Source organism: Streptomyces sp. NPDC093261 (assembly GCF_044753645.1).
In the GTDB taxonomy this organism is placed as follows: domain Bacteria; phylum Actinomycetota; class Actinomycetes; order Streptomycetales; family Streptomycetaceae; genus Streptomyces.
In genome coordinates this window covers 314,551-327,230 of the sequence record NZ_JBIVNO010000005.1, presented here as the reverse complement: position 1 = coordinate 327,230, position 12,680 = coordinate 314,551, and the positions used below count along the sequence as shown (strand labels likewise).

Sequence of the window (12,680 nt, the reverse complement as noted above, 5' to 3'; positions counted from 1 at the left end):
GCAGGCACCCGTGCGCCCTCCACCGCCCCCGCTACCCCTCAGCCAAGCCCCCGCAGCCGCCACCCGTGGTCCACCGGCCCGACGCCGGCGCCCAGTGCGAAGCCCGCCGCGATGGCCGCCGTGACGTACTCCTTGGCCCGGCGCACGGCCTCGGGCACGGGGAGGCCCTGGGCGAGCCCGACCGCGACGGCCGAGGCGAGGGTGCAGCCCGTGCCGTGGGTGTGCCGGTTGTCGTGGCGCTCGGCGCGCAGCCAGTGCTCCTCTCGGCCGTCCGTCAGCAGGTCCACGGCCGCCCCGGGCAGATGCCCGCCCTTCACCAGGACCCACCGGGGCCCGTACGACAGCAGACGCGCCGCCGCCCGGCGCATCCCCGGCTCGTCGGTCACCCGCAGGCCGGTCAGCTCCGCGACCTCGTCCAGATTGGGCGTGGTGACCGTGGCGAGCGGCAGCAGCCGGGCGCGTACGGCGTCCAGGGCGTCGTCGGCGAGCAGCCGGTCCCCGTGCTTGGAGACGCTGACCGGGTCCACGACCACCGGGGCCGACACGTCGGTGAGGAGGTCGGCCACCGTGGTGACCAGCGCGGGTGAGGCGAGCATGCCCGTCTTGACCGCCTGGACGCCGATGTCGTCGACGACGCTGCGGTACTGTGCGCGGACCGCCTCCGCGGGCAGCTCCCAGGCGCCCTGCACGCCGACGGAGTTCTGCGCGGTGACGGCGGTGATCACGCTCATTCCATGCGCGCCGAGCGCCAGCATCGTCTTGAGGTCGGCCTGGATCCCGGCACCACCGCCGGAGTCGGATCCGGCGATCGTGAGCACACGGGGCGGCGCGGTCATGCGCGACCCTCCTCTCGGGTCTCTTTGGTCCTTCCACCATCTCGGGCCTGTCGGACGCGCAGGGGTGCGTACACCGCGAGCGCCACCACGAACGCCACGTAGTACGAGAGGTCGGCGCCGTGCAGCGCGTGGGCGACCGGGCCCACATACAGGCCGGTGTCCATGAACGGCACCGCCGCGGCGAAGGCGACGGCGAACGCCAGCACCGGCGGCCATGCCGGCCGGGGCCGGGCGGCCTCGGCGGCGAGGTCGATGTCGCCGCCGCGCCGGGCGAGCCAGTCCACGAGCACGATCGCCACGAACCCGGGGATCCAGTAGCTCACGAACAGCAGGACGTTCTGGAAGCGGGCCGTCGTGTCGGCCGCGTGCATCCACAGCACCAGCGGGAAGCCGAGCACCACGGCGAGCGCGGCCGCCGCCGGACGCGGCATGCGCACGCCCACGGTCTGCAGCGCCAGCGAGCCGCTGTAGTCGTTCATCGCGTTGCTGCACAGCGCCGCCAGCGCCACGGCCAGCAGCCCGAAGGCGCCCGCCGTGCCCCCGCCCAGCAGCGTGTTCACTCCGGCGGCCGTCTGGTCGGTCAGCGCGGACGCGCCCCACAGCCCGAGGACCTGGACGGCCACGAAGGACACCACGATCCCGAGCAGCGTGCACCAGAACATCCGGGACCGGGAGGTGGTGCGTGGCAGATAGCGGCTGAAGTCGCTGGCGTACGGGGCCCAGGACAGGGCCAGGCTGAGAGCGATGGTGCTGGTGAGCACGAAGGCGCCCGCCCGGTCGGCGCCGTGCGCGCTGCCCGTCGAGGCCACCCGGACGCTGCCGGTCATCCGCAGCGCGATCAGCGCGAAGGCGGCCGCGAGCACGAAGGTCATGACGATCTGGAGGCGGTGGATTGCCTCGTAGCCGAGGACTCCGAGGGCTCCCTGCGCCAGCATGACGACAAGGACACCCAGCCAGAACGGCCAGCCGCACAGCCGCGCCAGCGCGTCCCCGCCGAAGAGCCCGATCAGCGCGTCCCAGGCGATCGACGACAGCCACTGCAGCACACCGGGCAGGGCCACCGCACGCCCGAACGCGAGCCGGGCGAGCGGGAGCTGACCGGCGCCGGTGCGGCTGCCCCAGGTGCTCAGATAGGCGGTGGGCACCGCGCCGAGCACCGTGCCGAGGACGACGGCGGCGAGCGCGGTGGTGAAGTCGAGGCCGAGCGCGATGCCTATGGTGCCGGTGAACACACCGGTCATGGTCAGATTGGGCGCGAACCACACGGTGAACAGCCGGCCCGCGCTGCCGTAGCGATGGGTCTCGGGGACGGGCGCGATGCCGTGCCCCTCCACCCGAAGATCGCCGGGAGCGCTGGGCATCCGGCCGTCGAAGACGGTGCGCGGGCCGTCGGCGGGCAGCCCGCCGGGAACATGCGCCAATGGCATGAAAGACATCCCTCCGCCAGTACGAACTGGTTCAGGTTCGACGGGTGTGATCTCAGCCCCGAGTGGGGGCACCCCGTGTCCGGTACGGCGGCAAGATTAACCCGAGCCCCGGGATGCGCCATACGCAAGGGCCGGTGCCGGCTCCGGCAGCGGCCCCTCGCTCCCCGCGTCCTGCGGCGTCAGCGCCGGGTGCGGAGGAAGCCGAGTGGTGCCGCCCGCCAGGCGGCTGCCGAGGTTGGTCGTGGCGGGGTTGGTCGTGGTGCGGGGTGGCGGTCGGCGAGACGAGCTTGCCGCCCCGGTAGAGGATCGTGTCGACCACCTCGCGGCTGTTCGTGACCGCGTTCTCGTCGCAGACCAGTGCGTCGCCGCCCTTGGCGGGCAGGGTGCCGCCGCGCACGAGCCGGACCCAGGCGCCGGTGAGGCCGCCCGCCGCGGCGAACTCCGCGATCTGTCACCGGAGCGTGTGTGTGCACGACGAACCCTGGGCGGACCCTAGGCAGCGTGTTCCAGGACCTCCTGCGCCACCTTCTTGTCCAGGGCCGCACGCACCAACGCGGCCGACAGCACCGCGGGTTCGGTGTCTCCGGCGAGCCGCACCAGCCGCCGCGGCTCCTTGGGCAGGCCGAGCCGCTCCGCCCCGGACAGGGCCTTGTCGTCCAGATACGGCCCCACCTCCGGCCAGACCCGCTGTACCTCCCGCAGGAAGATGTCGGCGCCGGCCGGCCCCATCCCCGGTATCTCCTGGAGCAGCCGGCGCAGCGCCGCCACGTCTCCGTCCGCCTCCTTGCGCATCCGCCGCAGATCGCCGCCCCAACGCTCCGTCAGCAGCTCGGCCCCCTTCCCGAGCTGAGTCGCCGTGCGCTCGTCGTAGCGCCGGTAGCCGCCCCGCCCCAGCGCGTCCACGCGCTCCTGCCAGTCGGCCCCGGCCATGCGCCGCGGATCCCGCAGACCCGCCTCCTGTAGCGCCCGCACCGTCTCGAGGGCGATCGAGGTACGGATGCGGGCGCTGAGCAGCAGGGCCATGAGCAGCAGCCGGTAGAGCGGCTGCGGGGCGTCCTTCAGCGGGATGCCGGCCTCCTCGACATAGGTGCGCCCGTGCTCGCCGACCAGTTCCGCGACGACACGGTCCGCCTTGCCGCGGCGGGGCACGGCCGTCTCACCTCCCCGGTTTGAGCGGGTCGTGGCCGATGGTCATCAAGCGGTGGCGCCGCTCGTCGTCCTCGGCCTCGGGCTCGTTCTCCAGGTCCTGCCGGTCGGTCACGGTCTCCACCACCTCGCGCATCACCTGGACGTCGTCGTCGGTCAGGTCCGTGCGCCGCTTCTGCAGGATCGCGAGGACGTGCCGCCCGGTCGGCGTGCCCGCCCGCTCGGGCAGCGGCTCGGTGTCCTCACCCGCGTCCCGGACCCGCAGCCAGGCCGCGAGCTCCTGGGAGGTCATGTTCACCACGCGGTGGAACTCGTCCCACAGCGCGTCCATCTCCAAGGCGTCGGTCATGACGTACTCCTCTCCTCCCTCGTCGGCCGGTCTCTCTTCGCCCCCGTCGGCCGGTCCCGCCCTCGTCGGCGGGCCGGGCCGCCCGGTGCTTCAGTCCTCCAGCGGCCGGTTCGGCCTCGAACGTCCAGTGCTGCCTCCCCGGCTCCGCGGAGAGGCCGATCGGCAGATCCTGGGTGACCGGATCGGCCTTCTCCGTGGCGTCGATCCGTCCGCGCGGCCGTCCGGTCGCCGTCTCCGGCGACTCCGCCGTCAGCCGCACGACGTCCGTATCGCGCGGTCGGCCGTCCTTCACGCCCGGCGGACCCAAGGCGGACGCGACGGTCTCCGGCCGCCCGCCCGGCGGGACGCCGAGCGCGGCGGCCCGCTCGGCCACCGTGTCGGCGTACGAACGTGCCGTGGCCGCCACGTCGTCCGGTTGGCGGTGGACCGAACGAAACCCCGGTCCGACGATGTTCCAGTGGGCCTGCCTTCCGACGAGCGAGAGCGCGAGCAGACCCACCAGGGTCTCCTGCAGGGTGTCCCCCGTGACCGGCGTGCGGACTCGGGCAGCATGCTGCGCACCACGGTCATCACGCGCTTCTCCTTGTCGTCCGGTGCCTCCCGGTCCGGAGCAGTTCGGCACGTTCCTTCTCGCCCGTTCCGCCCCACACACCCGCCGTCTGCCCACTGCGCAGCGCCCAGTCCAGGCACTCGCCGATCACCGGGCACCGGCCGCAGATGCGCTTGGCTGCGGCGGTCTCCTCCAGTGCCGGCCCCGTGGTCCCGACCGGGAAGAACAGGTCGGGGTCCTCGCCCTCGCATGCCGCGTACCGCAACCACTCCATGGCCGCCCGGGTGCCCGGGGCGGATGGGGTGAAACCCTGTGGATGACCGGCTGCGAGCGGGGAGCTTCCCGGTGGGCCGTCGTCGGTCTATAGTTCAAAACTAGCGGTGCTAATTAATGGTTGAGGCCGATCAGGAGTCCCGTCGTGCGTACCGTCCACTTCGCGGCAGCCCGCCGCACCCCCATCGGCAAGCTGCGTGGCGCCCTGTCCCCCGTACGGCCCGACGACCTCGCCGCCTCGGTGATCCGCGCCCTGGTCGCCGAGGCGCCCGGCCTCGACCCGGCCCGTATCGACGACGTCTACTGGGGCGCCGCCAACCAGGCAGGCGAGGACAACCGCAATGTCGCCCGCATGGCCGCCCTCCTCGCCGGGCTGCCCGCATCCGTCCCGGGCGCCACGGTCAACCGGCTGTGCGCCTCCGGCCTGGAGGCGGTGACGACAGCCGCCCGCACGATCGCCGCGGGCGAGGCCGACATCGTGCTCGCGGGCGGCTCCGAGTCCATGAGCCGCGCCCCCTTTGTGCTGCCCCGCCCCGACGAGGCGCTGCCGCCCCGCATCGAGACCTACGACACCCGTCTCGGCTGGCGCCTGGTCAACCCCGCGATGAAGGACCTCCACGGGCTGCTCTCCATGGGGGAGACCGCCGAGGAGGTCGCGGAGCGGTACGGCATCGGGCGAGACCGTCAGGACGAGTTCGCGCTGCGCAGCCACCGGCGGGCCGCGGACGCCCGCAAGAACGGGTGGTTCGACGGTGAGCTGCTGCCCGTGACCCGGCCGGACGGGGTCGTGGTCGCCGCCGACGAATGCGTGCGCGAGGACACCTCGTACGAGAAACTCGCCCGCCTCAAGCCGGTCTTCCGTCAGGACGGCACCGTCACCGCGGGCAACGCCTCGCCCATGAACGACGGTGCCGCCGGCCTCCTCCTCGTCAGCGAGGAGGTCCTCGAGGAGCTCGGCCTCGAGTCCCTCGGCCGCTATGTCGCGGGCGCGTCGGCCGGCGTCCACCCGGATGTGATGGGCATCGGGCCCGTCCCCGCCACCGAGAAGGCCCTCGCCCGGGCCGGCTGGACGATCGGCGGCATCGAGGAGGCCGAACTCAACGAGGCGTTCGCCGCCCAGACCCTCGCCTGCGTCGACCGACTCGGCATCGACCGGGAGCTGGTCAACCCGGATGGCGGCGCCATCGCGCTCGGGCACCCGCTCGGCTGCTCGGGCGCACGCATCCTGACGACCCTGCTGCACCGGATGCGCCGCACCGGGGCGTCCCGTGGGCTCGCCACCATGTGCGTGGGGGTCGGGCAGGGCAGCACGGTGCTCGTCGAACGCCCGTAGGGGCAGGGCTCAGCGCGCCCCGGCGCGGCGCCGGTGGACGAGGGGGACCACGGGCCCCCGCTCGGCGACCGTCGCAGCCGTGATCTACTGCGACGACACGAACGATCGACGAGAGCCGAGGCGATGGCCCGACACTGCTGTGCGGCGATGACGGACCGGGTGAACCGGCGCTGCGAGCGGCACGACGACCCTTTCGCCTGCCCGGACGCACTGATCCTGTTCACCGCGAGGTTCCAGGAGTACGGGCTCGTCGTCCACGACGGCGGGACGTCGAGCATCGCCATCGACTTCTGTCCGTGGTGCGGACAGCGGCTGCCCGAGTCCCAGCGGGACCGGTGGTTCGAGGAGCTGGAGAGCCGCGCCATCGATCCGTGGGGCGACGAGATCCCCGACGAATTCCAGGACGACCGCCGGCTCGGCGCGTCGGGCCGGAGCCTGTGATGCGTGCCGCCGCCCCTACGGCAACCCCCGTGCGGGGCGCGGGAGTACGGGCGGCGGCCCTGGGACGGTGGTCCGCCCCCGCGCACCGGCCCGCCCGGTGGGACGCCCCCGAGACGGCCGGATGCGCGGGCGGAGCGTCGGTGCCCGTATGAACACGATGACGCTCTGGCACATATCGGGATGGGGCTTCGCCGCGCTGGCCTTCGCGGCCATGATCGTCGGCTTTTCCAAGACCGCCGTGAGCGGCGCCAACACCGTCAGCCTCGCGGTCTTCGCCGCGGTGCTGCCCGCCCGTGCCTCCACCGGCGTGCTGCTGCCCGTGCTCATCGCCGGCGATGTCCTCGCGGTCCTCACCTACCGGCGGCACGCCCACTGGCCCACTCTGTGGCGCCTGTTCCCGGCGGTCGCCGTGGGCGTCGTCCTGGGCACCCTGTTCCTGATATGGGCGGACGACGGGGTCGTACGGACGTCGATCGGCGCCATCCTGCTGCTGATGACGGCAGTCACCGTATGGCGTCGCCGCACCGCCGACCGGCAGGGGGACCCGGACGCGGTGACCACCCACGCCGGCCGGATCAAGGCCCGCTCCTACGGCGTCCTCGGCGGCTTCACCACGATGGTCGCGAACGCCGGCGGGCCGGTGATGTCGATGTATCTCCTGTCCGCGGGCTTTCGCAAGCTGGGCTTCCTCGGCACCTCGGCTTTCTTCTTCCTGATCGTCAACGTCTCCAAGGTGCCCTTCAGCGCGGGCCTCGGCCTGATCGACGGCCGCTCACTGCTGCTGGACGCGGTGCTCGCGGTGTTCGTGGTGCCGGGCGCGTTCATCGGGCGGTGGGCGGTGAACCGCATCAACCAGCGCCTGTTCGAGCAACTGGTGATCGTGGCCACCGTGGTGGGCGCGGCCCAGTTGCTGCTGCGCTGAGCGACGACCGCCGCGCTAGCGCAGCAGCGCGGGGAGGTCCGCGAAGGAGTCGAGGACATGGTCGGGCTCGCCGCTCGCGCCCCGCTGGGTCTCCGGCCGGTATTTGCCGGTCCGGACGAGGACCCCGGTGATCCCGGCGCGCTGGGCCGCGAGCACGTCGTTCTCGATGTCGTCGCCGACCATGAGTGCCTGGTCCGCGCCGACCCCGAGGCGGGACAGCGCCGCCTCGAAGAACGCGGGCGACGGCTTGCCGGTGACCTCGGCCTCGACCCCCGCGGCCCGCTCCAGCCCGAGCAGAAACGCCCCCGAGTCGAGCTGGAGCCCCCGGTCCGTGCGCCAGTACAGATTGCGGTGCATGGCGACCAGCCGCGCGCCCCGCTGGAGATGACCGAAGGCGCGATTGAGCGCCGCGTAGTCGAACTCGGGTCCGGCCCCGCCGAGGAGCACGATGTCCGGGACGGTGTCCTCGTCGTCGACGACCGGGATCCCGATCAGGTCCGCCCGGATGTCACCGCTGTTGAGCAGCGAGCACCGCGCGCCCGGCCGGCGGTCGGCGAGATACCCGGCGGTGACGGAGGGCGCGGTGACGATGTCCTCCGCGGACACCGGGAAACCGGCCTCGGAGAGGGTCTCGGCGACCGACGCGCGGGTGCGGGACGTCGTGTTGGTGACCAGGGCGACGGCCAGACCCGACGCGCGGATCTCCCGCAGCGCCTCGACCGCGCCCGGCAGGGGCCGCCACGAGACGGTGAGGACGCCGTCGATGTCGATCAGGACGGCACGCACTGCATCCATGCCAGGACCCTAGCGACCGGAGCGCCCGCCCGCCGCGAGGCAACGGGACACCGGGCAGCCCGTACCCTCGTGGCCATGTCCCTCCATGTCCTGGTCCTCGGCGGTACCACCGAGGCACGTGAACTGGCCGCCGCGCTCGCGGCCCGTTCCGGCGTGCGGGTGACGACGTCCCTGGCCGGGCGGGTGTCCCGGCCGGGGACGCTCGACGGGGACGTGCGGATCGGCGGGTTCGGCGGCGCCGAGGGGCTGGCCGGGTGGCTGCGCGCTCAGCGGGCGGACGCGCTGGTCGACGCCACGCACCCGTTCGCCGCCGGTATCACCGCGAACGCGGCCCGGGCCGCCGCGGCCACCGGTGTCCCCGCCGTGGTACTGCGCCGGCCCGGCTGGCGGGCGGGCCCCGGTGACCACTGGCACGAGGCGGCCTCGCTCGCCGGCGCGGCCGCGCTGCTGCCGCGGCTCGGCAGGCGGGTGTTCCTCACCACGGGCCGACTGGGCCTCGCCGCCTTCGCCCATCTGACGGACCTCCACTTCGTCGTACGGTCGGTGGAGCCGCCCGGGCCGCCCATGCCGCCGGACACGGACGTGCTGCTCGCCCGCGGGCCCTTCACGGTCGAGGACGAGAGCGCGCTGCTGCGCGAGCACCGCATCGAGGTGCTGGTGACGAAGGACAGCGGGGGAGCGGCGACGGCGGCCAAGCTGACGGCGGCACGGGAACGGGGGCTCCCGGTGGTCGTCGTACGGCGTCCGCCCCTGCCCGAGGGCGTCACGGCGGTTCCGGACGTGCCCACGGCACTCGCGCGGCTGGGGCTCGCCGCCGGGTGAGGGGGGCGGCCGGGTCCCGGCTCAGTCCCGCGGGTGCCTGCGCAGCAGATACGTGTCCATGATCCAGCCCTTGCGTTCCCTGGCCTCGGCCCGCAGCCGCTCGATGCGCTCCGCCGTCTCGGCCAGGGGGCCGGAGACGAGGATCTCGTCCGGCGTGCCGATGTACGCGCCCCAGTGGATGTCGATGTCCTGGTCCGCGTACTGCCGGAAGGTCTGGTGGGCGTCGAGCATGACGACCACGTCGTCGACCCCTTCCGGGAAGCCCTCCGCGAGGCGGCGCCCGGTGGTGATCTGCACGGGCCGGGCCACCCGGTTGAGCCCCGTGCGGTGCTTGGCGACGAGCGCGGAGACGCTGCTGATCCCCGGGATGACGTCGTACGAGAACGACACCGCGCCGCGGGACAGGACCTCCTCCAGGATGCCGAGCGTGCTGTCGTAGAGCGCGGGGTCGCCCCAGACGAGAAAGGCGCCGGTGTCGTCCTCGCCCAGCTCCTCGGCGATGAGCCGCTCGTAGATGTCGGCGCGCGCCGAGCGCCAGTCACCGACGGCGGGGGAGTAGGCGCTGCCGCCCGCGGTCCGGTCGCGCTCGGGGTCACGTGCCTCGGCCAGGCGGTACGCCCCCTCGGGCAGATGTGCGTCGAGAATGTCACGGCGCAGCCGCACGAGGTCCGACTTCACCTCGCCCTTGTCAAGCACGAAGAACACGTCCGTGCTCTTCAGCGCCTTGACCGCCTGGAGGGTCAGATGGTCGGGGTCGCCCGCCCCGATGCCGATGACATGAATCGTTCGCACGCCCCCGAGTCTGCCGTACGTCACCGGAGACCCGCGCACGCCCCCGCCCCGGTCCGCCTACGACTGCCGCCCACGCAGCCGGGGCGCCCATGCCCGCGCGTCCACCGGAACCGCCGCCCGCTCCACGACCGCCGCCGACTCTCTTGCCCAGGCGGCGAGTTGGGCCACGTCCATGCCGTACGGCCGGTCCTCACCGGTCTCGCTCGCCCACTCCTCGACCGCCCCGGCACCGCGCCGCAGCAGCCGGGCACCGCCCGTCGCGTTGCCACGGGCCGCGTGGGTGAGGCCGACCGCGAGCTGGGCGAGTCCGCGCCACAGGGCGCGCTCCTTGGCGGGCCCCGATTTCCAGGCGTCCTCGAAGACCTCGTGCGCATGGAACGGCCGTCCGGCGTCCAGCAGCGCCTGGGCCTCGCTGACGGTGTTCTGCGGGGTCCGTACGACACCCTCCGGCTGACGCGCCACGCCCGGCGCACCATAGGGCAGCGGCCGCCCCAGCCCGTCCCGTGGCCGGGCGTTGCGGGCCCGTCCCTCCGTGTCCCGGTCGCGCCCTCGGCCCGCGCCCGTCTCCGATGCGTCGTTCATACCCCGATTGTCCCTCCGCCGCCCGTCTCCTTCGGGGCAGCCCCCGGCGTGGGGTAAAGTTCTGTCCGCGCGGTCACGCGGACCACCGCGGGAAGCGCACCGGGACGTGGCGCAGCTTGGTAGCGCACTTGACTGGGGGTCAAGGGGTCGCAGGTTCAAATCCTGTCGTCCCGACTTGTGAGAGTCGCAGGTCAGGGCCGGTTACGGAGGATTCCGAAACCGGCCCTTGATCGTTTTTGGGGACCAGCCGGGGACCAGCGACTTTGACCCCGGAAGATCCTCTCCCATTGGCCGTCCCCGGACCAGCGGCGGTGCCGGTCGTAGCAGCTCTGCGCCCTGCCATCAGACCGTCGCGCATCAGCACTCGGCGCCCTCGAATGAGCACGGGTGGGGGCACGCCGTTCCGCGTGCGCCCACCCGTGCCGGGGTCACGGATTGCCGAGGGTCAACGGACCGGCAGGACCTGGGTGTGGTCCTTCTGGACGGCCTGCAGGTTGTGGGGGTTCAGACCCAGGAGGGACAGGATCGTCGGGGCGATCTGGGTGGTCTCGACCTGAGCAGACCTGGTCACGCCCGCGGGGGTGCCTGCGCCGGAGATGACGAGCGGGACGTTCAGGTCGTCAGCGTGGGCGCCGCCGTGTTCGGCGATCTTCTTGGTGCCGCCCGTGTAGACCACGCCGTACTTGGCGATGCCGAACAGGTCCGGGACCCGGGCGTCACCGGGCTTGACGCCGAAGTACTCGGCCGCCTCCCTGCCCGCGTAGACCCTGCTGAGCCCGCTGTTGGTGAAGGACTTGGTGGGCTTGCCGTTGATGTCGGTACCCTTGCCGCTCTGCGACAGCAGGTACTGCTTGGCGAACGAGGTGGCCTCGGCGGAGCGGTCGTTCAGCCACAGCAGCATGCCGTCGTCGTCCACGGAGTGCGCGACGAGGTCGCCGGCGCCCGAGTGCTTCTTCTTCCAGGCGGCGTTGAGCCCGTCGAGCAGCGGACCGTCGTCGATGCGGGTCAGCGCCGTGGGGTCGGTGGGCGACTGGCCGTGCTTGGCGGACAGGATGATGTCCGTGCTGGAGGCCAGACCCTTGGCCCGGATCTCCTTGACCATCGCGCCGACCTCGGTGTTGACGTAGTCGAGGTTCTTCTGCAGCAGCGGGCCGGGGATGCCCTTGGAGGCGTAGCCGCCCTTGAGGCCCTCGGAGGAGGGCAGCTTCTGCGCGGTGGAGACCGACTGGAAGTTCATGCCGAAGATCGCCGGGGTGCCGACCTTGTGACTGCCGCTGTGGTCGTAGCCGTCGATCTCGTTGATGACTGCCTTGACCTTGTAACCGTCGTACTGCTCGGTCGCCTTGTTGTCGGTGGTCCAGTCGTTCCCGGCCGGGTAGCCGCCTGCGTCGCTGTTGATCTCCGGGGAGAACTGGTCCTGGATGCCTGTACCCGAAGGGCCGTTGAGGATGTCGTAGGCGATGTGCTTGTCCGACCAGGCGGTGCGCAGGCCGGCCTTGCGGGCCACGTTGAAGACGGTGTTCACCTGCAGGTACGAGTGCGGGTAGACCGGCTTGCAGGTCGTGGGGTCGACGGGCAGCTTGCTCGGGTCGAGCAGGCTCTGCGGCCGTCCAGTCATCTGCAGGATGCTGCCGGGCAGGTTCTTCAGGCCCTGACCGGCATCCAGGGAAGCCTTGTTCTTGTCCAGGTCCTCGGTCATGTCCACCTCGACGCCGGGCTTGACGCCCTTGCAGTGGGTGGTCCCGGCCGGGAGCAGGGCGTGGTTGTACACGTCGTCGTAGTAGATGCCGGTGGTACCCGGGCCGCCGCCGGTGACCTGGGCGGTCATGCCCGGGAAGGAGTCCGAGGGGATGGTGGTGTGCGCGTTGGCGTAGTGCACACCACCGTTCACCAGTCGGGCCAGCGCGGAGCCGGGGTGGCGGGCGACGTACCAGGCCAGATCCGACTGGTGCAGGCCGTCAACGGACAGCAGGAGGACGTGCTTGGCGGCCGCCGGCTTCTGCGGCGCGGCGGAGGAGCCGGTGAGCTCCGACGCGGCGGCGAGCGTGCCTCCGGCGAGGGTCATGGCGACACCGAGGGCGGCGGCCAGTCGTATGGATCGGCGGTTCACAACTCACTCCAGTTGCTACTGATGACGCGGGCAGCGATGCGGTACATGACTAGCCGCCGGTTCTGTCCCAACAACCACCGGAACCTGAACATTTGACAAACCCGCCGTATTCACCCCTCCACAGAAGACCGTGGGCCCGTGGCGCTGGAGCGGCGGAAGTGAAGCGGGCACTGGCCTCGACCAGCCTGCACGACGTGTCGACCCAAGACGTTGAGAAGACGTTGAGAAGACATTGAACATGGCGGGCAGCGACCCTGTCAGCGCAGGCGCGACGGTGCCGTCGGCACGCTCGGCCGACGAAG

At 72.3% G+C, this 12,680-nt stretch carries 13 protein-coding genes, 1 tRNA gene, 1 pseudogene and 1 riboswitch; of the genes and pseudogenes, 5 read left to right on the top strand and 10 right to left on the bottom strand.

Annotation, left to right across the window (positions count from 1 at the left end; genetic code table 11):
* Positions 1-38: 38 nt before the first annotated feature.
* The 6 genes and pseudogenes from thiD to ACIP94_RS15310 all read right to left on the bottom strand — a co-directional run bounded on the left by thiD (position 39) and on the right by ACIP94_RS15310 (position 4,582).
* The gene (thiD, locus tag ACIP94_RS15335; RefSeq protein ID WP_402424905.1) at positions 39-836 is read right to left on the bottom strand and encodes a bifunctional hydroxymethylpyrimidine kinase/phosphomethylpyrimidine kinase; all 798 of its coding nucleotides are present in this window, start codon (positions 834-836) and stop codon (positions 39-41) included.
* Entirely contained in the window at positions 833-2,263 is a 1,431-nt protein-coding gene (locus ACIP94_RS15330; protein WP_402424902.1) for a purine-cytosine permease family protein, read from the bottom strand. The genes thiD and ACIP94_RS15330 overlap by 4 nt, the downstream gene beginning before the upstream one ends.
* Positions 2,255-2,349: riboswitch (TPP riboswitch) on the bottom strand. It overlaps the preceding gene by 9 nt.
* 406 nt (positions 2,350-2,755) lie before the next feature.
* Positions 2,756-3,412: an endonuclease gene (locus ACIP94_RS15325; RefSeq protein WP_402424899.1), complete on the bottom strand. Its 657-nt coding sequence runs from the start codon at positions 3,410-3,412 to the stop codon at positions 2,756-2,758.
* A gap of 7 nt (positions 3,413-3,419) precedes the next feature.
* Entirely contained in the window at positions 3,420-3,758 is a 339-nt protein-coding gene (locus ACIP94_RS15320) for a DUF3140 domain-containing protein (RefSeq protein ID WP_402424896.1), read from the bottom strand.
* A gap of 109 nt (positions 3,759-3,867) precedes the next feature.
* Positions 3,868-4,328: pseudogene (locus ACIP94_RS15315) on the bottom strand (Dps family protein); the annotation flags it as partial.
* Positions 4,328-4,582 (bottom strand): WhiB family transcriptional regulator, encoded by a 255-nt coding sequence (locus ACIP94_RS15310; RefSeq protein ID WP_402424893.1) that lies wholly within the window; start codon positions 4,580-4,582, stop codon positions 4,328-4,330. The pseudogene ACIP94_RS15315 and the gene ACIP94_RS15310, both read right to left, overlap by 1 nt.
* 144 nt (positions 4,583-4,726) lie before the next feature.
* Between ACIP94_RS15310 and ACIP94_RS15305 the strand changes: the two genes are divergently transcribed.
* The 3 genes from ACIP94_RS15305 (at position 4,727) to ACIP94_RS15295 (ending at position 7,277) form a co-directional block, all read left to right on the top strand.
* Entirely contained in the window at positions 4,727-5,914 is a 1,188-nt protein-coding gene (locus ACIP94_RS15305; RefSeq protein WP_402424890.1) for a thiolase family protein, read from the top strand.
* A 123-nt stretch (positions 5,915-6,037) separates the two neighbouring features.
* Entirely contained in the window at positions 6,038-6,355 is a 318-nt protein-coding gene (locus ACIP94_RS15300) for a DUF6980 family protein (protein ID WP_402424887.1), read from the top strand.
* Positions 6,356-6,503: 148 nt separating this feature from the next.
* Positions 6,504-7,277 (top strand): sulfite exporter TauE/SafE family protein, encoded by a 774-nt coding sequence (locus ACIP94_RS15295; RefSeq protein ID WP_402424884.1) that lies wholly within the window; start codon positions 6,504-6,506, stop codon positions 7,275-7,277.
* Between the two features lie 15 nt (positions 7,278-7,292).
* Here ACIP94_RS15295 and ACIP94_RS15290 read toward each other — a convergent pair whose 3' ends face one another.
* Positions 7,293-8,072: a TIGR01458 family HAD-type hydrolase gene (locus ACIP94_RS15290; protein ID WP_402424881.1), complete on the bottom strand. Its 780-nt coding sequence runs from the start codon at positions 8,070-8,072 to the stop codon at positions 7,293-7,295.
* A 75-nt stretch (positions 8,073-8,147) separates the two neighbouring features.
* On the opposite strand from ACIP94_RS15290, the gene ACIP94_RS15285 reads away from it, so the two are divergent.
* Positions 8,148-8,894, top strand: coding sequence for a cobalt-precorrin-6A reductase (locus ACIP94_RS15285; protein WP_402424878.1), 747 nt, complete (start codon positions 8,148-8,150; stop codon positions 8,892-8,894).
* A 21-nt stretch (positions 8,895-8,915) separates the two neighbouring features.
* Here ACIP94_RS15285 and cobF read toward each other — a convergent pair whose 3' ends face one another.
* Both cobF and ACIP94_RS15275 read right to left on the bottom strand, forming a co-directional pair.
* The gene (gene cobF / locus ACIP94_RS15280) at positions 8,916-9,686 is read right to left on the bottom strand and encodes a precorrin-6A synthase (deacetylating) (RefSeq protein WP_402424875.1); all 771 of its coding nucleotides are present in this window, start codon (positions 9,684-9,686) and stop codon (positions 8,916-8,918) included.
* 57 nt (positions 9,687-9,743) lie between these two features.
* A complete protein-coding gene (locus ACIP94_RS15275) occupies positions 9,744-10,268 on the bottom strand; it encodes a DUF309 domain-containing protein (RefSeq protein ID WP_402424872.1) in 525 nt (174 codons plus the stop codon).
* Positions 10,269-10,368: 100 nt separating this feature from the next.
* On the opposite strand from ACIP94_RS15275, the gene ACIP94_RS15270 reads away from it, so the two are divergent.
* A tRNA-Pro gene (locus ACIP94_RS15270) sits at positions 10,369-10,442 on the top strand.
* A gap of 271 nt (positions 10,443-10,713) precedes the next feature.
* Here the strand turns inward: ACIP94_RS15270 and ACIP94_RS15265 are convergent.
* Positions 10,714-12,378 carry an alkaline phosphatase family protein gene (locus ACIP94_RS15265; RefSeq protein ID WP_402424869.1) on the bottom strand — a complete coding sequence of 555 codons (1,665 nt, stop codon included), beginning with the start codon at positions 12,376-12,378 and terminating at the stop codon, positions 10,714-10,716.
* Positions 12,379-12,680: the final 302 nt, after the last annotated feature.